Origin of the sequence: Amycolatopsis sp. lyj-23 (genome assembly GCF_046549135.1) — a bacterium.
Classification (GTDB): Bacteria; Actinomycetota; Actinomycetes; order Mycobacteriales; family Pseudonocardiaceae; genus Amycolatopsis.
Window position 1 is genome coordinate 230,744 of sequence record NZ_JAJPWN010000009.1, and the last position, 22,372, is coordinate 253,115.

Genomic DNA, 22,372 nt, shown 5'->3' on the forward strand with positions numbered 1-22,372 from the left:
CTCGTGGCCGTCCCGAAGCGGAAGATGTCGCGATCCAACACGCGCTCCCGCCGCAGCCAGTGGAAGGCGGCTCCGGTGCAGCTGGTGCCCTGCTCCAACCGCGCCTGCAAGCAGCCGAAGCTCCAGCACGTCGCGTGCCCGTCGTGCGGCCAGCACAACGGCCGCCAGGTCGTCGAGCCCGCCTGATCGGCTAGCCGATATGGGGGGCAAGACGCCCAGGGGACCCGCAGCCGATCCGGCGCCGTTGCTCGAAGCGCTCGGGGTCGCCCTCGACCCCGAGCTGCTCCGGCTGTCGCTGACCCACCGTTCGTACGCGTACGAAAACGGGGGGCTGCCGCCGAACGAGCGGCTGGAGTTCCTCGGTGATGCCGTGCTCAGCCTCGTCGTCACCGATCACCTCTACACCACGCATCCCGACCTGCCGGAAGGCCAGCTCGCGAAGCTCCGCGCCAGCGTCGTGAACATGCACGCCCTGGCGCGGGTGGCGCGCGGGCTCGGCGACGGCGGGCTCGGGGCGCACCTGCTGCTCGGCAAGGGCGAAGAGCTCACCGGCGGCCGGGACAAGGCGAGCATCCTCGCCGACGGGCTGGAGGCGGTGATCGGCGCCGCGTACATCGAGCACGGCATCGAGATCGCGCGCAAGCTCGTGCACCACCTCTTCGACGGCCTGCTCGCCGAAGCGCCGCTGCGCGGGGCCGGGCTCGACTGGAAGACGAGCCTGCAGGAGCTCACCGCGTCGGCCGGTCTCGGCGTGCCCGAGTACCGGGTCGAGGACACCGGGCCGGACCACCGCAAGGAGTTCACGGCCACCGTGCTGATCGCCGGCCGTCCGCTCGGCCACGGCACCGGGTCGACGAAGAAGGAAGCCGAGCAGAAGGCCGCCGAGACGGCCTGGCGTTCGCTGTCGGCCGAACTCGAGACGCAGAAGCAGGCCGAACCGGAGTCCTGATCAGCGGGAACCCCCGTTGACGGCCCCGCCCTCCCTCCGTAGCGTGGTGATCATCCGCCGCGCTGTCACTCAACGGAGAGGTTGGGGCGGATGCGTCTGTTCTTCGTACCCTTGATCACCGCGGCACTCGTCGTCGTGCCCGGCCCGGCGGCGTCGGCCGCGCCGATCCGCGTCACTTCGCTGGCGGCGCTGCAGTCCGCGATGGACAAGGCGAACCCCGGTGACACGATCGCACTGGCCGACGGGACCTACTCCGCGGGCTCGACGCTGACGATCAAGCGGTCCGGCACCGCCTCGGCTCCCGTGACCATCGCCGCCGAGCACACCGGGCTGGCCACCATCACCGGCTCGAAGACGTTCGCCTTCACCGGCGGCGTTTCGAACGTGGTGCTGCGCGGGTTCAGGTTCCGGGGCGGCGCGCCCCTGTCGATCCCGGCCGGCGCGCCGGGCAACCGCTTGACGCGCAACGACTTCCAGCTCTCGACCGACGGCAACTGGGTCACGGTCGGCGGTGACGACACCGTCGTCGACCGCAACATCTTCCAGAACCGCACCAGCCAGGGCGTTTTCCTGCAGATCCTCGGGCCGTCCGGGGCCATGGCCAAGCGCGTCCACGTGCACCACAACTACTTCTACAACCACCAGTTCGCCGGTTCGAACGGCGGCGAGTCCCTCCGGCTCGGGCTGAGCGACCGCCAGTCGTCCACCGCGAACGCGCTGATCGAGGACAACCTCTTCGAGAAGGCCGACGGCGACAGCGAGGCGATCTCGGTCAAGTCGTCCGGCAACGTGGTGCGCTACAACACGATCCGGGACAGCCGGGGCTACATCGTGCTGCGCCACGGCAACCGCAGCACCGTCGAGGGCAACGTCCTGTTCGGCTCCGGCATCCGGTTCCACGGCAACGACCACCGGATCGTGAACAACTACGTGGCCAATGCCGGTGACCGCGCGATCGTGTTCGGCTCCGGCGACGAAGCCGACAGCGGCCCGACGAGCAAGCTTCACGACCGGCCGGACCGCGTGACCGTCGCGTACAACACGGTCCTGGGCAGTTCCTCGGTGATCGACGGCGACGGCGGGGACTTCAAGCCGAAGGACTGCGTGGTCGCGGACAACATCGTCAAGGGAACCTCGGGGACGCTGGTGACCCTGCCGAGCGGGTCGGTCGTGAAGTACGAGGGCAACATCACCTTCGGCGGTGCGGCGGGGATCCCGTCGCGCAACGCCGACCCGAAGCTGGTCAAGGACGCCGCCGGGCTCTACCGGCTCGCTTCGGGCAGCCCGGCGATCGACGCCGGCGCCGGGTCGTACCCGTACGCCGCGAAGGACTTCGACCTCCAGGCCCGCACCGGCCCCTTCGACGTCGGCGCCGACGAGTACTTCGCCTCGGGCACGACCCGCGTGCCGCTCACGAAAGCCGACGTCGGGCCCACCGCTCCCTAGGTGCCTTTTCGAAAAGTGTCGTACCCCCCGGGCACAATGGCCGTATGCCCGAACTACCCGAGGTCGAAGTCGTCCGCCTGGGCCTGCAGGTGCACGTCGCGGGGCGGACCATCCGCGAGGCGGAGGTCCTGCACCCGCGCGCCATCCGCCGGCACGCCATGGGCGCGGAGGACTTCACGCAGCGGCTCGCCGGCACCCGCGTCGAGGCGGCGCGGCGCCGCGGCAAGTACCTGTGGCTGGAGCTGTCCGACAAGGAAGCGCTGCTGGCCCACCTGGGCATGAGCGGGCAGATGCTGGTCCAGCCCGAGGGCGCGCCGGACGAGAAGCACCTGCGGGTGCGGCTGCGCTTCGACGACGACGGGCCGGAGCTGCGCTTCGTCGACCAGCGGACGTTCGGCGGCCTGGCGCTGGACGACCTCAGCGACATCGGCAGCGACGTGCTGCTCCCGGACACGATCGCGCACATCGCGCGCGACCCGATGGACCCGGAGTTCGACCTCGACGCGGCGGTGCGCGCGCTGCGGTCGCGGCGCACCGAGGTCAAGCGGGCCCTGCTCGACCAGACCCTCGTGTCGGGGATCGGCAACATCTACGCGGACGAAGCGCTGTGGCGCGCCCGCCTGCACTGGGCGCGCCCGACCGAGAAGCTGACCATGGCGAAGGGCCGGGAGCTGCTGTCCGCGGCGTCGGACGTGATGAACGCGGCCCTGGGCGCGGGCGGGACGTCGTTCGACGCGCTGTACGTCAACGTCAACGGGCAGTCGGGGTACTTCGACCGGTCGCTGGACGCGTACGGCCAGGAAGGCAAGCCGTGTCATCGCTGCGGCACGGCGATCCGGCGGGAGCCGTTCATGAACCGTTCGTCCTTCTCGTGCCCGCGGTGCCAGCCCCGGCCGAGGGCGAACTCGGGTTGATAAAACGTGTTCGCCTTTCAGCTAGGATGAATACGCCTGGCAGCTGAGGGAGTGCATCGTGGTCAAGGAGCCCGGAAAGTCGACGCTGGCCGACAAGATCGACCGGCTGTTCCACGTGGTCCGCAGGCCCGATCGGGAGCCGTACAGCAACGAAGAGGTCGCCAAGGCCTGCCGCGAGGCCACGGGCGAGAGCTTTTCGACGACGTACTTGTGGCAGCTGCGCACGGGCCGCCGCGACAACCCGACCAAGCGCCACCTCGAGGCACTGGCGCAGTTCTTCGGGGTGCCGCCGGCGTATTTCTTCGACGACGAGCAGAGCCGGAAGATCGCCGAGGAGCTGGCCCTGCTGGGCGCCCTGCGCGACGCGGGCGTGCGGGACCTGGCGCTGCGCGCGGTGACGCTGTCCTCGGACGGCCTGGACACGATCAGCGACATGATCGACGCGATCGCCCGGAGGGAGGCCGGCCGCGGCGGGAAGCGGGAGAGCTGAGGGGGCAGCACGTCCGCGGCGGCCGGGCGCCCGGCACCGGAAGCGGCCCGGGGTGCCAGGCCTTCGTTTCGGGTTTCTCGCCGCCCGTGCGTAACCCGGCCGGATCCGCCGCGTTGAACCCGCCGAAGCCGTTCCGGCGGTGTGGTGAGGGAGAGCTGAAGTGGCGCGACCATCGTGGCGGCGGCGGCGGCCGGCCCGCTCGCTCTGGCAGCGGGCCCGTCAGGTCGCCGACGGCGTCAGCCTGCCCGAGCCGTTCGACGCCGGTGCGTTCGTCGCGGGACTGGCTGCCGAGCGCGGGCGGCCCATCGAGCTGATGCCCGTCAGCGCTCCCGAAGGCGCGCCGTGCGGGCTGCTGATGAGCACCGAGCGCGCCGACTACATCCTCTACCCGACCAACACGACCGCCCTGCACCGGCGGCACATCCTGCTGCACGAGGTCGGGCACCTGCTGTGCGGGCACGTCGGCTCGGACGCCGGCGCCGAAGGCCGGGCGATCGACGCCGTGATCGACGCCGCCGCCGGACGGCAGCTCATGCCGAACCTCTCGCCCGAGCTCGTCCGGCGGGTGCTCGGGCGCACGACCTACTCCGAGGTCGAGGAGCGCGAGGCCGAACTCGTCGCGAGCCTGCTCGCGCAGCGCGTCGTCCGGCCCGCGGAGCCGCGCGAACCCGCGCCCGGCGTCCCGGAAGGCGTGCGGCGCTTCGATTCCCTGTTCGGCCCGCGCACGCCGTGACCGAGTCGCTCGCCTACTACCTCTGCCTCGCGGGGTTCGCCGGGTTCGGCTACAAGCTGATCGAAGCGCGCGGCAGCCAGCCGGCGCGCACGATGTGGTTCCTCGCCGGGTTCGGCATCTGCATCGCGCCCGGCATCGTCGTGCTGACGCCGGCGATGTCGGCCCTCGCCGGCCCGGGCCCGGTGGCCGAGTGGGTGCTGAGCCTGGCCGGCGACGAGCTGAAGCTGGGGGCGATCGGCTTCGCGGTCGCCTTCACGCAGTCGGTGTGGCGCGGCGAAGGCGCGCGGCTCGCGCCGCACGCGCTGTTCACCGGAGCGACGATGGTGCTGCTCGCGGTCTGCTTCGCGCTTTCGCGGCCGCGGCGCGTGGGCGACGAGACGGTGTTTTCCGGCGCCGGGCTGCCCTTCGCGGTCGGCGACAAGGTGGTGTTCCTGTGCTACGGCCTGGTCAGCCTCGGCCTGCTGTTCGCGGTGTTCGTCCGCAGCGCCTGGCACGCCGAGCCGGGGCCGCTGCGGGCCGGGCTGTGGCTGCTGGTGGTCGGCGTCGGCGCGGCGACGGCGTGGACGTTCTGGGACGTCGACGACGTCGTGCAGCTCGCGCGGACGGGGCGGATCGGTGCCCGTGAGGACCTCCCGTCCTCGGTGCTGGCGGCGGTGACGATCGGGTTCGTCGCGGCCGGCGCGACGCTCAGCGCGTGGGCGCCGGCGGTGGCGTCGGTGACCGGCCGGGTCCGCGCGTACCGGGCGTACCGCCGCATCGAGCCACTGTGGACGGCGTTGCGCACGGCGGTCCCGGGCATCGCGCTGGACCCGGGCCGAGAGCTGGCGGGCGGCGCGGAGTTCGCGCTGTACCGCAGGGTGATCGAAATCCGCGACGGCCACCTGGCCCTGCGAGCCCACTTCGACCCGGACCTCCCGGCCCGCGCGGAGGCGGCGGCCCGCCGGGCGGGAGTCCGCGAGGCGGAGGTCGCGGCCACGGTGGAGGCGGTGACCCTGGCGGCGGCGATCGAGGCGTCCCACGCGGGCCGCCGGTTCGACCGCGAGCCGGACCCGCCGCCGGAACCGGACGCGGAAGCGGACGTGACCGCGGAGGCGGCCTGGCTGGTCCAGGTGAGCCGGGCCTGGCAACGCCGCCCCACACCACCCGAGCCCTCACCCCGATGCCCCTCCAGCCCCGCGTGATGCCCCTCCAGCCCCGCGTGATGCCCCTCCAATCACGCGTCATGCCCGCTTCGGTCCGGCGGTCGCCCGGCGAAGCGACCGGCCGGCGCGCCGCCGGAGGCACGCGAAGGCGCCCCTCGGCCAGCGCGTCTACCGATCCGCCGGAAATCCCGGCGGCTGTTGACCTTCACCCTCGGGGAAGCCGCAGAGTGGTCGAGACCGGGCGCCCGCCCGGGACGAGGAGCCCGCCATGACCATGGTCAGTATCGGCGAGTTCTCACGGCTGTCGCGGTTGTCGCCCAAGGCGCTGCGGCTGTACGGCGAACTCGGACTGCTGGTGCCGGCCCGCGTGGACGCCGACACCGGCTACCGCTGGTACGCCACCACTCAGCTGGAGCAGGCGCGCGTGGTGGCCTCGCTGCGCCGGGCCGGTGTGCCGCTGGCCCGGATCAGGGCCATCCTGGCCCGGGAGCCGGCCGCGGCCGCCGAGGAGGTCCGCGCCTATTGGGCCGAGGCCGAAGCCGAGCACGCCGCCCAGCGCGTGCTGGTCGGGCGCCTCGTCGATCACCTTCACGGCAAGGAGCCCGCCATGTACGAGGTCGACGTCCGCGACATCCCCGAGCGAAAGCTGCTGAGCGTGGTCAGCCGGGTGAGCGAAGACGAATTCGAAGCGATGACACGGGAGCTGTTCATCCACCGGTTGCGCCGCAGCGGCGTTCCGCGGGTGGCGGGGGTGGCCGGTGCGCCGTTCACGATCTACCACGGGGAAGTGAGCGGGGACAGCGACGGCCCGGTCGAGTGGTGCTGGCCCGTCCCCGGCGATCGGGCCGCCGAGATCGCGGCCGGGTTCCCCGACCTGACCCTGCGCACCGAACCCGCGCACCAGGAAGCGTTCGTCCGGCAGGAGACGCCCGGGCCGTGGGCCGGCGCGAACCAGGTGGAGGTCGCGGTCGGGACGCTGTTCGCGTGGGCCTCGCAGCGCAACCGGCAACCGTCGGGGGGCATGCGCGCCGTGCTGGTCCGCGACCCCGCCCAGCGGGGCAGCGGACCCTACGTCGAATTCGCCCTGTCGCTGCGCTGAGCCGGCGCCCGGCGCCGGTGCGCACCGGCGCCGGGCCCGTCAGCGCGGGTAGCGGGCCCCGTTCACCGTCACGCGCAGCGTGTACACCGAACTCGAAGCCGTGATGAACAGCTCGTTCCCGCGGGCGCCGCCGAACGTGAAGTTCGAACAGATCTCCGGGATCCGCAGCTTCCCGATCCGGGTTCCGTCGGCGGCGAAGCAGTGCAAACCGTCGTGGGCCGCCGCCCAGACCCGGCCTTCGCTGTCCACCCGGACTCCGTCGAAGCCGCCGCTGTCGCTCGTGGCGAAGACCTCGCCGCCCGTCAGCCCGCCGTCCGGGCCGACGCCGAACTCCCTGATGTGGCTCGGGTCCTGGCGCGTGTCGGCGATGTACAACCGCGACTCGTCCGCCGAGAACGCCAGCCCGTTCGGCCGCTCGAAGTCGTCCGCGACGATCTCGACCGTGCCGTCCGGGGCCGCCCGGTACACGTGGCACGCGCCGATCTCGCTCTCCGCCCGGTAGCCCTCGTAGTCGCTGTCGATGCCGTAACTCGGGTCGGTGAACCAGATCGAGCCGTCCGAATGCTCGACGACGTCGTTCGGGCTGTTCAGCCGCTTGCCGCGGTACTCCGAGGCCAGCACGGTGATCGAGCCGTCGTGCTCGGTGCGCGTCACCCGGCGCGGGCCCTGTTCGCAGCTGATCAGCCGTCCGCGGCGATCGACCGTGTGGCCGTTCGCGTACCCGGACGGTTGACGGAAGACGCCGACCCGGCCGGTCGTCTCGTCCCAGCGCAGCGTGCGGTCGTTCGGGATGTCGCTGAACACCAGGTAGCGCCCGGCCGGGAAGTACGCCGGTCCCTCCGTCCAGCGGCAGCCGGTGTGCAGGCGCTGCATCCACTCGTCGCCGTTGACGGGCCGGAACCGCTCGTCCAGCAGCTGGAAGTCCGTCTTGACCAAGTCCATCGCCCCAGCATGGCCCTCCGCCGTGCGCACTACTGCGCAATGCGTGGTACCTTCCCATGCGTAAGACTGGAGGGTGCAGTGGAGATCAGTCAGCTGCTCAAGGGCGTGCTCGACCTCGCCGTCCTCGCGGTGCTCCGCGAAGAAGACGGCTACGGGTACGACGTCCTGAGGAGGCTCCGGGCCGCCGGCCTGGACGAGGTGGGGGACGCGTCGGTGTACGGGACGTTGCGCAGGCTCTACAAGGCCGGCCTGCTGACCTCGTACGTGGTCCCGAGCGAAGAGGGACCCCACCGCAAGTACTACAGCCTGAACGAGCCGGGCCGGGCCCGGCTCGCGGAGTCGGGCAAGACCTGGCAGAGCTTCGCTTCGACGATGAACGTGCTTTTGGGAGAGGCAGCATGAGCGACAAGCCGACCGCCGTGCGGGTGTATCTGGCGCGGGTCCGGACCGCGCTCGCCGACCTGCCCGCGGGCGAGATCGAAGAGATCCTCGAGGACGTCCGCCCGCACCTGGCGGAGCTCGAAGCCGAGCTGGGCGAGGGCGCCCGCGTCGAAGCCCTGATCGAACGGCTCGGCACGCCGGAGAGCTACGCGGCCGAGCTGCGCGCGTCCGGCGGGTACCCGGCGCCGGGGGAGGACGCCACGCAGGTGCTCGCGACGACTGCGCCGAGCCTGGCGCGGCCGCGGATCGCGTTGTGGGGCTTGGTGCTCTGCGCGCTGGCCCTGGCGCTGCTCGCGTTCGGAGCCGCCGTTTCCGTGCGGGCCGGCGTCCTGGTGGGCCTGCTGCCGTTCGTGCCGGTGTTCCTCGTCAGCGCGGCGCTGCTGCTGAGCGGCGGGGTCGAGCCGGTGCTGGCGCTGCCGGAGGTGGCGTGGCTGCGCAGCACCGTGGCCAAGGGCCGCGAACAGGAGGACGCCGGCAAGTTCCTGCGCTACCTCGGTTCGCTCAAGCCGGCGTGGTGGGTGCTGTGCGCGGTCGCGCTGGTCTGCTTCGGCCTGGTGCTCATGCTGCGGCAGCGCGGCGCGGTGGTGCTGCTGCCGTTCCTGCTCGTGGCGGCCGTCGCGGCCGTGTGGGCGGGCCCGCGGGTGCGCACCGACCGGCGGCTGCTGTGGGTGGCCGTGCCGATCTCGGCGTTCGTCATCGGCAGCGCGCTGGGCGGCTTCGGCGCCGCGATCGACCTGTTCGCGCGCGGCACGTCTTCGGCACCGAGGCCGTACTACTCGTCTTCGGCCGACAACTACGGCAACGACCAGCTCACCTACGGCGGCCGCGAGGTCGGCAACGTCTACGCCTTCGACGCCGAGGGCAAGCCACTGACCGAGGTCTACCTCTACGACGAAGAGGGCAGGCCGATCACGGTGACCCGCTACGGCTGCGAGCGCGCGAGCGGCAGCCGCCAGAAGATCGGGCAGGACAACCGGTTCCCGCGGCCGAAGATCGAGGAGGGCGTCACCGACGACCAGGGCAACTTCAACGGCTACAACGGTTACCGCGGGGCGTGCCGCGAAGTCACGGAGGTGCCGTTCAGCGCGGCGATCCCTAAGGTGACGGCGCCCGGGACGGCCACCGCCACGCCGCCGCCGTCCCCGGCGCCGACGAGGTAGGAGCGGGCGGGCGTTCACCCGATCCGAACGTGCGCGAAACGTCCCGCCAACGCGGGCGTGCTGAGCTGGACGGGTGCTTCCGGAAGCCTTCGCCCCGCGCACCCGGGTGATCCACGGGTACGAGCGCGCCTACCGCATGGCCGGGCGCGGCCCCGCCGTGCTCTTCCTGCACGGCATCGGCGACGACTCGTCGACGTGGCTGGACCTGCTGACGTCGCTGGCCGGCGAGTTCACGGTCATCGCGCCCGACCTGCTCGGCCACGGCTTCTCGGCGAAACCGCGCGCGGACTACTCGGTCGCGGCCTACGCGTGCGGCATGCGCGACCTGCTGACCACCCTCGACGTCGACCGGGTGACGGTGGTCGGGCACTCCCTGGGCGGCGGCGTGGCGATGCAGTTCGCCTACCAGTTCCCGGAACGTTGCGAGCGGCTGGTCCTGGTGGGCTCGGGCGGGGTCGGCGCGAGCGTCCACCCGCTGCTCCGGCTGGCCGCGGCGCCGGGCGCGGGGTTGCTGCTGCCGCTGCTGGGAGCGTCGCCGGCGCTGCCGGTGCTGCGCAGGCTGGCCGAGGCGCTCCGGATTTCGGACGACCTCGACTACGTGGTCGCCCGCTACCTGCGGCTGGTCGAGCCGGGCACGCGGTCGGCGTTCCTGCGGACGCTGCGCTCGGTCGTCGACTGGCGGGGGCAGGTCGTGAACATGCTGGACCGGTGCTACCTCACGCAGGGGATTCCGACGCTGCTGGTGTGGGGCACGGAGGACCGGGTGATCCCGAGCGGCCACGCGCTGCGCGCCCACCGGGCGATGCCGGGCAGCCGCCTGGTGCTCTTCGAGGGGGCGGGCCACTTCCCGCACCGCTCGGCGCCGGAGCGGTTCTTGGAGATCCTGCGCGAGTTCCTGGCGGAGACACCACCGGCCGAGTACGACCGGGGGCGGTGGGGGGAGCTGCTGCGAGCGGGGCGGCCGGAGTCGCAGCGGGAGCAGCGGCAGCCGCCGCCGTGGTCGGATCCGGCGGGGATCGCGGATGTGCCGGCGGTGTCGTCGGGTACCTGAGCAGGGCTGTCGCCCGGCCGCAAGGGCGGACCCGCCCGAACACGCCGACCCCGGGAACACGGCAAAGGCCGCCCCCGGGTCTCCCCGGAAGCGGCCTTCAAACCCGGATCAGTGGCCGAACGCGCTGCGCGCCGCGAGGTCGGCCAGCAACGCGCGGCCCTTCTCGGCGTTGCGGGGCTGGGACAGGACGTCGTAGCGGCGGGCCACCAGCTGGCTCTGCGAGATGAACCCGCGCTTGTTCCGGTTCACCGCGTACCCCAGCGCGCCGAAGAGCAGGTTGAACCCGAGACCGGCGACGAGGCCGATCACGATCGGGACCAGGCCGGCGCCCGGGTTGAGCAGGCTGAGCATCAGGCCGAGGAACACACCGAACAGCGCGCCGGACGTTGCCGCGCTGCTCAGGACGCGGCCCCAGGACATCTTGCCCGCGACCCGCTCGACGAGCATCGGCTCCACGCCCACGATCGTGACGTCGGTGACGGGGAAGTCGGTGCCCGCGAGGTGGTCGACCGCGCGCTGTGCCTGCTCGTAGGACTCGTACGAACCGATCGGCCAGCCGGTGGGCATGGTCGGCAGCTGGGGCCGGGCCTGCTGCTGTCCGATCGTGCTCTGCTGCGTGAATGTGGTCATCGATCTCACCTCTCTTGTCCCGTTCAACGTGCGGGGACCCCGGTTTTCCTCCCGGTCCGGCGAATTCACAGACTCTTCTCAGCCGGGCAGCCCGGACAATCCGGACGCCGACACAATGGTATGAAAAGATACCTTTTCTCGGGTTGACCGCGACCCGGCCACCGGGTAGGAAGGACCGGCAAAGGATTCATACCAAACCTTTGGGGCGACGATGGCACGCAGGCGAGGCATGCTCACGCTCGACGAACTCCGGGCGCGCGTGGACGCGGGCACGGTCGACACCGTGCTCGTCGCGCTCACCGACATGCAGGGCAGGCTGCAGGGCAAGCGCTGCTCGGCCGAGTACTTCCTGGACGAGGTCGTCGGCCACGCCACCGAAGCGTGCAACTACCTGCTCGCCGTCGACGTCGACATGAACACCGTCGACGGCTACGCGCTCTCCTCGTGGGAGAGCGGCTACGGCGACTTCGTGCTCCGCCCCGACTTCGACACCCTGCGCGAGATCCCCTGGCAGGAGGGCACCGCGCTGGTGCTGGCCGACGTCGAGCGGGTGCAGGGCGGCGCCGTCAGCGTGTCGCAGCGGCAGATCCTGCGCCGCCAGCTCGACCGGCTCGCCGAACGCGGGCTCGCCGCCTTCGTCGGCACCGAACTCGAGTTCATCGTCTTCGACGACACCTACGAAGCCGCCTGGGACAAGCGCTACCACGGCCTCAAGCCCGCCAACCAGTACAACGTCGACTACTCGATGCTCGGCACCGCGCGGCTGGAGCCGCTGCTGCGCCGCATCCGCAACGACATGGCCGGCGCGGGGCTCTACCCCGAGTCGGCCAAGGGCGAGTGCAACCCCGGCCAGCAGGAGATCGCCTTCCGCTACACCGATGCCCTGACCACCTGCGACAACCACAGCGTCTACAAGAACGGCGCCAAGGAGATCGCCGCGCAGGAGGGCAAGAGCCTCACCTTCATGGCGAAGTACAACGAGCGCGAAGGCAACTCCTGCCACATCCACATCAGCCTGCGCTCCACCGAGGGCCGGGCCGTGCTGGCCGGGGACGGCGAACACGGTTTCTCGAAGCTGATGGAGCACTTCCTCGCCGGCCAGCTGGCCGCACTGCACGAGCTGACGTACTTCCTCGCGCCGAACATCAACTCCTACAAGCGGTTCGTGCCCGGCAGCTTCGCGCCGACCGCGATCGCCTGGGGCACCGACAACCGCACGTGCGCGCTGCGGGTCGTCGGCCACGGCGAGTCGCTGCGCGTCGAGAACCGCGTGCCGGGCGGGGACGTCAACCCCTACCTGGCCGTCGCCGCGCTCATCGCCGCCGGCCTGCACGGCATCGAGAACGAGCTGGAGCTCGAAGCGCCGTTCACCGGCAACGCCTACCACTCCGACCGCGGGACCGTGCCGACCACGCTGCCCGAGGCCGCCGCGGCACTGGCCGGCAGCGACCTCGCGCGCGCGGCCTTCGGCGACGACGTCGTCGACCACTACCTCAACGCGGCGAAGATCGAGATCGACGCCTACAACGCCGCCGTCACCGACTGGGAGCTCGTCCGTGGCTTCGAACGCCTCTGAGCCCGATCGGAGCACGCCCGTCATCGGCCTCACCAGCTACCTCGAACCGGCGAAGTTCGGCGTCTGGGAGACCGAAGCCGTGCTCCTGCACCGCTTCTACGTCGACTGCGTCGTCGCGGCGGGCGGCATCCCGGTGCTGCTGCCCCCGGTGTCCGGCGCCCACGACCGCCTTATGTCCACAGTGGACGGCCTGGTGCTCACCGGCGGCGCCGACGTCGAGCCCGCGCGCTACGGCCAGGAGCCGCACCCGGCCACCTACACCCGGCCGGAACGCGACGCCTTCGAGTTCGGCCTGTTCGCGGCCGCGCGGCGGGCGGGCAAGCCGGTGCTCGGCGTCTGCCGGGGCCTGCAGGTGATCAGCGTCGCCCTCGGCGGCACGCTGGCCCAGCACCTGCCCGAAACCGCGGGTACCACCGAGCACCAGCCCGCCCGGGCGACCTTCGGCCGGGGGACCGTCACGCTGGCCGAGGGCAGCCGGGTGGCGTCGATCCTCGGCCCCGAGACGAAGACGCTCTGCTACCACCACCAGGCCATCGACCGGCTCGGCAGCGGCCTGGAACCGGTCGGCTGGGCGGCCGACGGCACCATCGAGGCCGCTGAACTACCTGGTGAGTTCACCCTGGGCGTCCAGTGGCACCCCGAGCAGGACACCGACGACGTCCGGCTGTTCGAGGCTCTCGTCGAAGCGAGCGTAGAGGCGAGCAAGGAGAACCGATGACCACCAGTTTCGACGTCCTCAACCCGGCCACCGAGGAGGTGGTGCGGAGCGTCCCCCTGACCAGCGCCGAGGAGACGGACGCGGCGATCGCCCGCGCGCACGCGGCCTTCCCGGCGTGGCGGGACGTGACCCCCGGCGACCGCGCGCGGCTGCTGCGTCGCTTCGCCGACGCCGTCGAGGCCGACATCGAGCACCTCGCGCGGCTGGAGGTCGAGAACTCCGGGCACACCATCGGCAACGCCCGCTGGGAGGCGGGCAACGTCCGCGACGTCCTCAACTACTACTCCGCGGCGCCGGAACGCCTGATCGGCAAGCAGATCCCGGTGCCGGGTGGCATCAACGTGACGTTCCAGGAGCCCCTGGGCGTGGTCGGCGTGATCGTGCCGTGGAACTTCCCGATGCCGATCGCCGGCTGGGGGTTCGCGCCCGCGCTGGCCGCCGGGAACACCGTCGTCCTCAAGCCCGCCGAGCTGACGCCGCTGACCGCGCTCCGGCTGGCCGAGCTGGCGCGGGAGGCGGGCATCCCGGAGGACGTCTTCCAGGTGCTGCCCGGCCGGGGGTCCGTGGTCGGGCAGCGGTTCGTCGAGCACCCGGGCGTGCGGAAGGTCGTCTTCACCGGCTCGACCGAGGTCGGCAAGCAGATCATGGCCGGCTGCGCGGCGCAGGTGAAGCGCGTGACGCTGGAGCTCGGCGGCAAGAACGCGAACATCGTCTTCGCCGACTCCGACCTGGAGAAGGCCGCGGCGACCGCGCCCTACGGCGTCTTCGACAACGCGGGCCAGGACTGCTGCGCGCGGTCGCTGATCCTCGTGCAGGCGAGCGCGTACGAGAAGTTCATGGAGCTGCTCGAACCGGCGGTGCACGGCGTCGTCGTCGGCGACCCGGGCGACGAGAAGACCGAGATGGGCCCGCTGATCTCGGCCGCGCACCGGGCGAAGGTGGCCTCCTACGTGCCCCAGGACGCGCCCGTCGCGTTCCGCGGCACCGCGCCTTCCGGGCCGGGCTTCTGGTTCCCGCCGACCGTCCTCACCCCGTCCGACCTGCGCCACCCGGCCGCGGCGGAGGAGGTCTTCGGCCCGGTCGTCGCCGTCGTGCCGTTCGCGGAGGAGGCCGACGCGATCCGGATGGCCAACGCGACCGAGTACGGCCTGTCCGGGTCGATCTGGACCCGCGACGCCGGGCGCGCGTTCCGGGTTGCGCGCGGCGTCGAATCCGGCAACCTCTCGGTGAACTCGCACTCGTCGGTGCGCTACTGGACGCCGTTCGGCGGCTTCAAGCAGTCCGGCCTCGGCCGCGAGCTCGGCCCGGACGCCGCCGCGGCGTTCACCGAAACCAAGAACGTCTTTCTCAGCACGGAGGAGTAATGGTCCAGCGTTTCGAAGGCCGCGTCGCGGTCATCACCGGCGGCGCGAGCGGCATCGGGCTCGCCTCGGCCCGCCGCCTGGCGAGCGAAGGCGCGAAGGTCGTCATCGGGGACCTGACGCCGGATTCGGGCAAGGCCGTGGCCGACGAGATCGGCGGCGCGTTCGTCCAGACCGACGTCACCGACGCCGAGCAGGTCGAGAACCTGTTCCACACCACGGTGGAGCAGTTCGGCTCGGTCGACGTCGCCTTCAACAACGCCGGCATCTCGCCGCCGGAGGACGACTCCATCCTGACCACCGGCATCGAGGCGTGGGAGCGGGTGCAGCGGGTCAACCTGACGTCGGTGTACCACTGCTGCAAGGCCGTGCTGCCCCACATGCAGCGCCAGGGCCGCGGTTCGATCATCAACACGGCGTCGTTCGTCGCGGTGATGGGCGCGGCGACGTCGCAGATCTCCTACACCGCGTCCAAGGGCGGCGTGCTGGCGATGAGCCGCGAGCTCGGGGTGCAGTTCGCGCGGGAGAACATCCGCGTGAACGCGCTGTGCCCGGGCCCGGTGAACACGCCGCTGCTCAAGGAGCTGTTCGCGAAGGACCCGGAACGCGCGGCGCGGCGCCTGGTGCACGTCCCGGTCGGCCGGTTCGCCGAGCCGGAGGAGATCGCGGCGGCGGTGGCCTTCTTGGCCAGCGACGACGCCAGCTTCATCACGGCGTCGCAGTTCCTCGTCGACGGCGGCATCTCGGGCGCGTACGTCACCCCGCTCTGAGAGCGCCCCAAGGCGGCCTTGGGGCGCTTGTCGTGGGGTGATCGAGGGCCGATGTGGTGTTGGCCGGGTGAAGTGGACGGCCGCGGGAAGCGGCAGGTACGGTGACCCTCACAACTGCAGATCGGGCCGTCGAGCCGAGGCGGGAGAGCCCTCACGAACGTGGTGGGGCACCGAAGGAGCAAACTCCCCGGAATCTCTCAGGTACCTGCTACCGCTTCGTGCGAGGCCACTCTGGAAAGCAGGCGCACCCGCGCCTCACCCAAGGTGAAAGCCGCTTCACAGGCGGTGAAACTCTCAGGTGCCATGACAGAGGGGGAGTTCCAGCGCACCGCTGTGTGCCCGGCCCAAGGAGCTCCCGATCACTTCAACGCAGTTCGACGCCCGCCACATCGGCCCGTCCGAGGCCGAACGCGCGAAGATGCTGGCCGAGTGCGGCTACGGCAGCCTGGACGCCCTCGTCGGCGCCGCCGTCCCGACCGCCATCCGCGCCACCCGTGACCTGCGGCTCCCGCCCGCCGCGTCCGAAGAGGAGGCCACCGCGGAGTTGCGCGCGCTCGCCGCGCGCAACCGGCCGATGACGCAGATGATCGGCCTCGGCTACTCCGACACCGTCACCCCGGGTGTCATCCGCCGCAACGTGCTGGAGAACCCGGCCTGGTACACCGCGTACACGCCCTACCAGCCGGAGATCTCCCAGGGCCGGCTCGAAGCCCTCCTCAACTTCCAGACCATGGTCGCCGACCTGACCGGCCTGGCCACCGCGAACGCCTCGCTGCTGGACGAGTCGACCGCCGTCGCCGAAGCTGTGACGCTGATGCGCCGCGCGTCCAAGTCGAAGTCGAACAAGGTCGTCCTCGACGCCGAGTGCCTGCCGCAGACCATCGCCGTCGTGCGCACCCGCGTCGAGGCCCTCGGCATCGAGGTCGAGGTGCGCGACCTGCTCACCGGCCTGCCCGAGGACTTCTTCGGCGTCGTCGTCCAGTACCCGGGCGCGTCCGGCGTCCTGCGCGGCCGCGGCTTCTACCACGCGATTTCCGAGTCGGCGAAGGCCGCGGGCGCGCTGTTCACCGTCGCCGCCGACCTGCTCGCCCTCACCCTGATCACCTCGCCGGGCGAGTTCGGCGCCGACGTCGCCGCCGGGTCGACCCAGCGCTTCGGCGTCCCGCTCGGCTACGGCGGCCCGCACGCCGGGTACCTGTCGGTCCGCGCCGGCCTCGAGCGGTCGCTGCCCGGGCGCCTGGTCGGCGTCTCGGTCGACGCCGACGGCAACTCCGCCTACCGCCTCGCGCTGCAGACGCGTGAGCAGCACATCCGCCGCGAAAAGGCGACGTCGAACATCTGCACCGCGCAGGTCCTCCCGGCCGTGCTGGCCGCGATGTACGCGGTCTACCACGGCCCGGACGGCCTGAAGAAGATCGCCCAGCGCGTCCACGGCCTCGCCGCGGGCTTCGCCGGCGCGCTGCGCAAGACCGGCGTCGAGGTCGTCCACGAGTCGTTCTTCGACACCGTCGTCGCGCACGTCCCGGGCCAGGCCGCCGACGTCCACGCGGCCGCCCGGGCGGCCGGGATCAACCTCGGGCACGTCGACGCCGACCACGTCCGCGTCGCGTTCGACGAGGTCAGCACCCCGGCGATCACCGCGAAGGTCCTCCGCGCGTTCGGCGTCGAGGACGAGGTCGACGACGGTGTCGCGCTGCCGAACGGCCTGGCCCGCGAGAGCGGCTTCATGGGCCACGAGGTCTTCGGCACCCACCGCTCCGAGACGGCGATGCTGCGCTACCTGCGCAGGCTGTCCGACCTCGACTACGCGCTCGACCGCGGCATGATCCCGCTCGGCTCCTGCACGATGAAGCTCAACGCCACCGCCGAGATGGAGCCGATCAGCTGGCGCGAGTTCGCCGGTATCCACCCGTTCGCCCCGGCCGAGGACGCCGAGGGCTACCACGTCCTCGTCGCGCAGCTGGCCGAGTGGCTGGCCGAGGTCACCGGCTACGACAAGGTGTCGCTACAGCCGAACGCGGGCAGCCAGGGCGAGCTGGCCGGCCTCCTCGCGATCCGCGCGTACCACCGCGCGAACGGCGACGAAGCCCGGGACGTCTGCCTGATCCCGTCGAGCGCCCACGGCACCAACGCCGCGTCCGCGGTGCTCGCCGGGATGCGCGTGGTCGTCGTCAAGTGCACCGACGAGGGCAACGTCGACCTGGCCGACCTGCGGTCCAAGGTGGACAGCCACCGCGACACGCTCGCCGCGATCATGGTGACGTACCCGTCCACGCACGGCGTGTACGAGCACGACATCGATGAGCTGGCGAAGATCGTCCACGACGGCGGCGGCCAGGTGTACGTCGACGGCGCGAACCTCAACGCCCTGCTCGGGCTGGCCAAGCCGGGCGAGTTCGGCGGCGACGTCTCGCACCTGAACCTGCACAAGACCTTCTGCATCCCGCACGGCGGTGGCGGCCCCGGCGTCGGCCCGGTGGCGGTGCGCGCGCACCTCGCGCCCTACCTGCCGAACCACCCGCTGCTCGACGCGGCCGGTCCGGAAACCGGCGTCGGCCCGATCAGCGGCGCGCCCTACGGCTCGGCGTCGATCCTGCCGATCTCCTGGGCCTACGTCCGGATGATGGGCGCGCCCGGCCTGACCGCGGCCACGAAGGTCGCCGTGCTGGCCGCGAACTACGTGGCTTCGCGCCTGGCGCCGCACTACCCGGTGCTCTACACCGGCCAGGACGGCCTGGTCGCGCACGAGTGCATCCTCGACCTGCGCCAGATCACCAAGGAGACCGGCGTCACGGTCGACGACGTCGCCAAGCGGCTCATCGACTACGGCTTCCACGCGCCGACGATGTCGTTCCCGGTCGCGGGCACGCTGATGGTCGAGCCGACCGAGTCCGAGGACCTGGGCGAGATCGACCGGTTCTGCGACGCGATGATCGCCATCCGCGCCGAGATCGACGAGGTCGCTTCCGGCAAGTGGACGGCGGAGGAGTCGCCGCTGCGGGGCGCCCCGCACACCGCCGAGACGCTGGTCGGCGAGTGGGACAAGGCCTACGACCGCGAGCTGGCCGTGTACCCGGCGGGTGTTTCGCGCAAGAACAAGTACTGGCCGCCGGTCCGCCGCATCGACGGCGCCCGCGGCGACCGCAACCTCGTGTGCTCCTGCCCGCCCCTCAACGCTTACGAAGGCTGAACCCGTGTCTCGTGAAACGTCCCTGCACGGAGTCCACAAGGGACTCGGTGCGCTGTTCACCGACTTCGCCGGCTGGTCCATGCCGGTCCGCTACGCCAGCGAGCTGGCCGAGCACAAGGCCGTCCGCGAGGCGGCCGGCCTGTTCGACCTCTCGCACATGGCCGAGATCCACGTCATCGGCGAGCAGGCGGCCGACGTCCTGGACTTCGCGCTGGTCGGCAACCTCACCGGGGTCAAGCCGGGCCGGGCGCGGTACACGATGATCTGCAACGCCGACGGCGGTGTGCTGGACGACCTGGTCGTCTACCGCCTGGCCGACGAGCACTACCTCGTCGTGGCGAACGCGGGCAACGCGCAGGTCGTCGCCGACGCACTGGAAGAGCGGGTCGCGGGCTTCGACGCGAAGGTCGACAACCGGTCGGAGACGACCGCGCTGATCGCCGTCCAGGGCCCGAAGGCCGTCGAGATCCTGGGCGCGGTCACCGACGCCGACCTGGACGCGCTGAAGTACTACGCCAGCGTCCCGGCGTCGGTGAAGGGCCACGACGTCCTGCTCGCCCGCACCGGCTACACCGGCGAGGACGGCTTCGAGCTGTTCGTCGACGCCGACGAGGCCCCGGCGCTGTGGCGCCTGCTGCTGGAGGCCGGCGAGCCGCACGGCCTGGTCCCGGCCGGGCTGGCCTGCCGCGACACGCTGCGGCTGGAAGCCGGGATGCCGTTGTACGGCAACGAACTCACCGTCGGGCAGAGCCCGTTCGAGGCCGGGCTCGGCCGCGTGGTGAAGTTCGAGAAGCCGGGTGACTTCGTCGGTCGTGCGGCGCTGGAAGAGCGGGCCAAGGCCGATGTCCCGCGCGTCCGGGTCGGGCTGAAGGGCGCCGGTCGTCGCGCCCCGCGGCACGGCTACGCGGTCCTGGCCGACGGCACCGAGATCGGCGAGGTCACCAGCGGCGCGCTGTCGCCCACCCTCGGTTACCCGATCGCCATGGCGTACGTCGATCGGGCGTACGCCGAGCCCGGCACCGAGCTCTCCGTCGACATCCGGGGCAGGATCGAGCCCGTCGAGGTCGTCGCCCTGCCCTTCTACTCCCGCGCGTAAAGGACTTCCCTGTGAGCATCCCCGAGAACCTGCAGTACACGAAGGAACACGAGTGGCTGAAGGTCGAGGACGGCATCGCCACCGTCGGCATCACCGCCTTCGCCGCCGAGTCCCTCGGTGACATCGTGTTCGTCCAGCTGCCCGACGCGGGCGCCACCATCACCGCGGGCGAGGTGTTCGGCGAGGTCGAGTCGACCAAGTCGGTCAGCGAGCTGTACGCGCCGGTCTCCGGCGAGGTGGTCGAGGTGAACGGCACCACATCGGACACCCCCGAGGTCATCAACTCCGACCCCTACACCGAAGGATGGCTCCTGAAGGTGCGTCTGACCGGGGACGTGCCGGACCTGCTCGACGCCGCCGCGTACGCCGCGCACACCCAGGAGAACTGATGACGACCTTCGACGCGCCCCTGTCCGAAGTCGACCCCGAGGTCGCCGCGGCCGTCGCGGACGAGCTCACCCGCCAGCAGTCGACCCTGGAGATGATCGCCTCCGAGAACTTCGCCCCGGTGGGCGTGCTCGAAGCGCAGGGCTCGGTGCTGACCAACAAGTACGCCGAGGGCTACCCGGGCCGCCGCTACTACGGCGGCTGCGAGCACGTCGACGTCGTCGAGCAGCTCGCCATCGACCGCGCGAAGGCCCTCTTCGGCGCCGAGCACGCCAACGTCCAGCCGCACTCGGGCGCGCAGGCCAACGCGGCCGCGATGTTCGCCGTGCTCAAGCCGGGCGACACGATCCTCGGCCTCGACCTGGCCCACGGCGGGCACCTGACGCACGGGATGAAGATCAACTTCTCGGGCAAGCTCTACAACGTCGTCGCCTACCACGTCGACAAGGAGACCGGGATCGTCGACCTGGCGGAGATCGAGCGCCTGGCCGTCGAGCACGAGCCGAAGCTGATCATCGCCGGCTGGTCCGCCTACCCGCGTCAGCTCGACTTCGCCGAGTTCCGCCGGATCGCCGACCGGGTCGGCGCGAAGCTGATGGTGGACATGGCGCACTTCGCCGGGCTGGTCGCCGCCGGGCTGCACCCGTCGCCGGTGCCGCACGCCGACATCGTCACCACGACCACGCACAAGACCCTCGGCGGCCCCCGCGGCGGCCTGATCCTGTGCCGCGAGGAACTGGCGAAGAAGATCAACTCGGCGGTGTTCCCCGGCCAGCAGGGCGGCCCGCTCGAACACGTCATCGCGGCCAAGGCCGTCGCGCTGAAGATCGCCGCGAGCGAGGAGTTCAAGGAGCGCCAGCAGCGCACCCTCGAAGGCTCGCGCATCCTGGCTTCGCGCCTCTCGCAAGCCGACTGCGCGGACGCCGGGGTCCGGGTGCTGACCGGTGGCACCGACGTCCACCTCGTGCTGGTCGACCTGGTCCAGTCGGCGCTCGACGGCCAACAGGCCGAGGACCGGCTGCACGAGGTCGGCATCACGGTCAACCGCAACGCCGTCCCGTTCGACCCGCGCCCGCCGATGATCACCTCCGGCCTGCGCATCGGCACCCCGGCGCTGGCCACCCGCGGCTTCCAGACCGAGGACTTCACCGAGGTCGCCGACATCATCGCCGAAGCGCTGAAGCCGGACTTCGACGACGCCGTGCGGTCTCAGCTCCGCGGCCGGGTGGAGAGCCTGGCGAAGAAGCACCCGCTGTACGCGGACCTTTCGCGATGAGCGCGTCGCCCGAGGGCCGGAAGCTGTTGCGTCTCGAGGTTCGCAACAGTGAGACGCCGATCGAGAAGAAGCCGTCGTGGATCAAGACGCGGGTGCGGATGGGTCCGGAGTTCACCGAGCTCAAGGGTCTGGTGCGCCGCGAGGGTCTGCACACCGTGTGCGAAGAAGCGGGCTGCCCCAACATTTATGAGTGCTGGGAGGACCGTGAGGCCACGTTCTTGATCGGTGGGGATCAGTGCACTCGGCGTTGTGACTTCTGTCAGATCGACACGGGTAAGCCCGCTGCTCTCGATCGCACGGAACCGCGGAAGGTCGCGGAGTCGGTGCAGGCCATGGGGCTGCGGTATTCGACGGTCACTGGTGTGGCCCGGGATGACCTTCCCGATGGCGGTGCGTGGCTGTACGCGGAGACTGTGCGTCAGATCCATGCGTTGAACCCTGGTACCGGGGTGGAGTTGCTGATTCCGGATTTCAACGCGGATCCGGCGCAGTTGGCTGAGGTGTTCGGGTCGCGGCCGGAGGTCTTGGCGCACAACGTGGAGACGGTGCCGCGGATTTTCAAGCGGATTCGTCCTGGGTTCCGGTATGCGCGGTCGTTGGAGGTCATCACGAAGGCGCGTGAGGCCGGTTTGGTGACGAAGTCGAACCTGATCCTGGGCATGGGTGAGACGCCGGACGAGGTCGCTCCGGCGATGCAGGATCTGGTCGATGCGGGCTGCGAGATTTTGACGATCACGCAGTATCTGCGTCCGTCGCCGCGGCATCATCCGGTGGATCGGTGGGTGAAGCCGGAGGAGTTCGTGGAGCACTCGAAGGCTGCGGAGGCGATGGGTTTCGCGGGGGTGATGGCGGGGCCGTTGGTGCGTTCGTCCTACCGCGCGGGACGCCTCTACGCCCAGACCAAGGCCCACCGCGGCGAAGAGCTGCCGGAGAACCTGGCCCACCTCGCCGACCAGGGCCCGGCTTCGCAAGAGGCCAGCTCGCTGCTGGCCCGATAGGAA

The 22,372-nt window shown here is 71.3% G+C and carries 22 protein-coding genes and 1 riboswitch; of the genes, 20 read left to right on the forward strand and 2 right to left on the reverse strand.

Annotated features, from left to right (window positions below):
• Positions 1 to 3 precede the first annotated feature (3 nt).
• The 8 genes from rpmF to ACLJPY_RS23740 all read left to right on the forward strand — a co-directional run bounded on the left by rpmF (position 4) and on the right by ACLJPY_RS23740 (position 6,773).
• Positions 4 to 186, forward strand: coding sequence for a 50S ribosomal protein L32 (gene rpmF / locus ACLJPY_RS23705; protein WP_003090635.1), 183 nt, complete (start codon positions 4 to 6; stop codon positions 184 to 186).
• Between the two features lie 13 nt (positions 187 to 199).
• Entirely contained in the window at positions 200 to 949 is a 750-nt protein-coding gene (gene rnc, locus ACLJPY_RS23710; RefSeq protein ID WP_410591566.1) for a ribonuclease III, read from the forward strand.
• Positions 950 to 1,039: 90 nt separating this feature from the next.
• Positions 1,040 to 2,395 (forward strand): polysaccharide lyase 6 family protein, encoded by a 1,356-nt coding sequence (locus ACLJPY_RS23715; protein WP_410591567.1) that lies wholly within the window; start codon positions 1,040 to 1,042, stop codon positions 2,393 to 2,395.
• Between the two features lie 44 nt (positions 2,396 to 2,439).
• Positions 2,440 to 3,309: a bifunctional DNA-formamidopyrimidine glycosylase/DNA-(apurinic or apyrimidinic site) lyase gene (gene mutM / locus ACLJPY_RS23720; RefSeq protein ID WP_410591569.1), complete on the forward strand. Its 870-nt coding sequence runs from the start codon at positions 2,440 to 2,442 to the stop codon at positions 3,307 to 3,309.
• A gap of 58 nt (positions 3,310 to 3,367) precedes the next feature.
• Complete coding sequence (locus ACLJPY_RS23725; RefSeq protein ID WP_410591571.1) at positions 3,368 to 3,799, forward strand: helix-turn-helix domain-containing protein; 432 nt, start codon at positions 3,368 to 3,370, stop codon at positions 3,797 to 3,799.
• A 160-nt stretch (positions 3,800 to 3,959) separates the two neighbouring features.
• Entirely contained in the window at positions 3,960 to 4,532 is a 573-nt protein-coding gene (locus tag ACLJPY_RS23730; RefSeq protein WP_410591573.1) for a hypothetical protein, read from the forward strand.
• A complete protein-coding gene (locus ACLJPY_RS23735) occupies positions 4,529 to 5,713 on the forward strand; it encodes an MAB_1171c family putative transporter (RefSeq protein ID WP_410591574.1) in 1,185 nt (394 codons plus the stop codon). Before ACLJPY_RS23730 ends, ACLJPY_RS23735 begins: the two co-directional genes overlap by 4 nt.
• A gap of 229 nt (positions 5,714 to 5,942) precedes the next feature.
• Positions 5,943 to 6,773 (forward strand): MerR family transcriptional regulator, encoded by an 831-nt coding sequence (locus ACLJPY_RS23740; RefSeq protein WP_410591576.1) that lies wholly within the window; start codon positions 5,943 to 5,945, stop codon positions 6,771 to 6,773.
• Positions 6,774 to 6,812: 39 nt separating this feature from the next.
• Here the strand turns inward: ACLJPY_RS23740 and ACLJPY_RS23745 are convergent, their stop codons facing one another.
• Entirely contained in the window at positions 6,813 to 7,715 is a 903-nt protein-coding gene (locus ACLJPY_RS23745; RefSeq protein ID WP_410591577.1) for an SMP-30/gluconolactonase/LRE family protein, read from the reverse strand.
• Between the two features lie 78 nt (positions 7,716 to 7,793).
• Between ACLJPY_RS23745 and ACLJPY_RS23750 the strand changes: the two genes are divergently transcribed.
• The 3 genes from ACLJPY_RS23750 (at position 7,794) to ACLJPY_RS23760 (ending at position 10,367) form a co-directional block, all read left to right on the forward strand.
• The gene (locus ACLJPY_RS23750; protein ID WP_086843254.1) at positions 7,794 to 8,117 is read left to right on the forward strand and encodes a PadR family transcriptional regulator; all 324 of its coding nucleotides are present in this window, start codon (positions 7,794 to 7,796) and stop codon (positions 8,115 to 8,117) included.
• Complete coding sequence (locus ACLJPY_RS23755; RefSeq protein WP_410591578.1) at positions 8,114 to 9,316, forward strand: DUF1700 domain-containing protein; 1,203 nt, start codon at positions 8,114 to 8,116, stop codon at positions 9,314 to 9,316. Before ACLJPY_RS23750 ends, ACLJPY_RS23755 begins: the two co-directional genes overlap by 4 nt.
• 136 nt (positions 9,317 to 9,452) lie before the next feature.
• On the forward strand, positions 9,453 to 10,367 hold the full coding sequence (locus ACLJPY_RS23760; protein WP_410591855.1) for an alpha/beta fold hydrolase: 915 nt from the start codon (positions 9,453 to 9,455) through the stop codon (positions 10,365 to 10,367).
• A gap of 108 nt (positions 10,368 to 10,475) precedes the next feature.
• On the opposite strand, the gene ACLJPY_RS23765 is transcribed toward ACLJPY_RS23760, so the two are convergent.
• On the reverse strand, positions 10,476 to 10,997 hold the full coding sequence (locus ACLJPY_RS23765; RefSeq protein WP_410591579.1) for a general stress protein: 522 nt from the start codon (positions 10,995 to 10,997) through the stop codon (positions 10,476 to 10,478).
• A gap of 211 nt (positions 10,998 to 11,208) precedes the next feature.
• On the opposite strand from ACLJPY_RS23765, the gene ACLJPY_RS23770 reads away from it, so the two are divergent.
• The 9 genes from ACLJPY_RS23770 to lipA all read left to right on the forward strand — a co-directional run bounded on the left by ACLJPY_RS23770 (position 11,209) and on the right by lipA (position 22,369).
• Entirely contained in the window at positions 11,209 to 12,573 is a 1,365-nt protein-coding gene (locus ACLJPY_RS23770; RefSeq protein WP_410591580.1) for a glutamine synthetase family protein, read from the forward strand.
• Complete coding sequence (locus ACLJPY_RS23775; protein WP_410591581.1) at positions 12,554 to 13,291, forward strand: gamma-glutamyl-gamma-aminobutyrate hydrolase family protein; 738 nt, start codon at positions 12,554 to 12,556, stop codon at positions 13,289 to 13,291. The genes ACLJPY_RS23770 and ACLJPY_RS23775 overlap by 20 nt, the downstream gene beginning before the upstream one ends.
• Complete coding sequence (locus ACLJPY_RS23780) at positions 13,288 to 14,655, forward strand: aldehyde dehydrogenase family protein (RefSeq protein WP_410591582.1); 1,368 nt, start codon at positions 13,288 to 13,290, stop codon at positions 14,653 to 14,655. Before ACLJPY_RS23775 ends, ACLJPY_RS23780 begins: the two co-directional genes overlap by 4 nt.
• Entirely contained in the window at positions 14,655 to 15,422 is a 768-nt protein-coding gene (locus ACLJPY_RS23785; protein WP_410591584.1) for a 3-oxoacyl-ACP reductase, read from the forward strand. The genes ACLJPY_RS23780 and ACLJPY_RS23785 overlap by 1 nt, the downstream gene beginning before the upstream one ends.
• Positions 15,423 to 15,643: 221 nt before the next feature.
• A riboswitch (glycine riboswitch) is annotated at positions 15,644 to 15,742 on the forward strand.
• Between the two features lie 38 nt (positions 15,743 to 15,780).
• Positions 15,781 to 18,612, forward strand: coding sequence for an aminomethyl-transferring glycine dehydrogenase (gene gcvP, locus ACLJPY_RS23790; RefSeq protein WP_410591857.1), 2,832 nt, complete (start codon positions 15,781 to 15,783; stop codon positions 18,610 to 18,612).
• Positions 18,613 to 18,616: 4 nt separating this feature from the next.
• Entirely contained in the window at positions 18,617 to 19,708 is a 1,092-nt protein-coding gene (gcvT, locus tag ACLJPY_RS23795; RefSeq protein ID WP_410591586.1) for a glycine cleavage system aminomethyltransferase GcvT, read from the forward strand.
• An 11-nt stretch (positions 19,709 to 19,719) separates the two neighbouring features.
• The gene (gene gcvH, locus ACLJPY_RS23800) at positions 19,720 to 20,097 is read left to right on the forward strand and encodes a glycine cleavage system protein GcvH (RefSeq protein WP_410591587.1); all 378 of its coding nucleotides are present in this window, start codon (positions 19,720 to 19,722) and stop codon (positions 20,095 to 20,097) included.
• Complete coding sequence (glyA, locus tag ACLJPY_RS23805; RefSeq protein WP_410591589.1) at positions 20,097 to 21,371, forward strand: serine hydroxymethyltransferase; 1,275 nt, start codon at positions 20,097 to 20,099, stop codon at positions 21,369 to 21,371. The genes gcvH and glyA overlap by 1 nt, the downstream gene beginning before the upstream one ends.
• Positions 21,368 to 22,369 (forward strand): lipoyl synthase, encoded by a 1,002-nt coding sequence (gene lipA / locus ACLJPY_RS23810; protein WP_410591591.1) that lies wholly within the window; start codon positions 21,368 to 21,370, stop codon positions 22,367 to 22,369. Before glyA ends, lipA begins: the two co-directional genes overlap by 4 nt.
• Positions 22,370 to 22,372 lie beyond the last annotated feature (3 nt).

Coding starts and splice junctions, on each gene's coding strand:
- rnc (WP_410591566.1), top strand. CDS start 200: ATGGGGGGCAAGACGCCCAGGGGACCCGCAGCCGATCCGGCGCCGTTG.
- ACLJPY_RS23715 (WP_410591567.1), top strand. CDS start 1,040: ATGCGTCTGTTCTTCGTACCCTTGATCACCGCGGCACTCGTCGTCGTG.
- mutM (WP_410591569.1), top strand. CDS start 2,440: ATGCCCGAACTACCCGAGGTCGAAGTCGTCCGCCTGGGCCTGCAGGTG.
- ACLJPY_RS23740 (WP_410591576.1), top strand. CDS start 5,943: ATGACCATGGTCAGTATCGGCGAGTTCTCACGGCTGTCGCGGTTGTCG.
- ACLJPY_RS23745 (WP_410591577.1), bottom strand. CDS start 7,715: ATGGACTTGGTCAAGACGGACTTCCAGCTGCTGGACGAGCGGTTCCGG.
- ACLJPY_RS23755 (WP_410591578.1), top strand. CDS start 8,114: ATGAGCGACAAGCCGACCGCCGTGCGGGTGTATCTGGCGCGGGTCCGG.
- ACLJPY_RS23760 (WP_410591855.1), top strand. CDS start 9,453: ATGGCCGGGCGCGGCCCCGCCGTGCTCTTCCTGCACGGCATCGGCGAC.
- ACLJPY_RS23765 (WP_410591579.1), bottom strand. CDS start 10,997: ATGACCACATTCACGCAGCAGAGCACGATCGGACAGCAGCAGGCCCGG.
- ACLJPY_RS23770 (WP_410591580.1), top strand. CDS start 11,209: ATGGCACGCAGGCGAGGCATGCTCACGCTCGACGAACTCCGGGCGCGC.
- ACLJPY_RS23780 (WP_410591582.1), top strand. CDS start 13,288: ATGACCACCAGTTTCGACGTCCTCAACCCGGCCACCGAGGAGGTGGTG.
- ACLJPY_RS23785 (WP_410591584.1), top strand. CDS start 14,655: ATGGTCCAGCGTTTCGAAGGCCGCGTCGCGGTCATCACCGGCGGCGCG.
- glyA (WP_410591589.1), top strand. CDS start 20,097: ATGACGACCTTCGACGCGCCCCTGTCCGAAGTCGACCCCGAGGTCGCC.
- lipA (WP_410591591.1), top strand. CDS start 21,368: ATGAGCGCGTCGCCCGAGGGCCGGAAGCTGTTGCGTCTCGAGGTTCGC.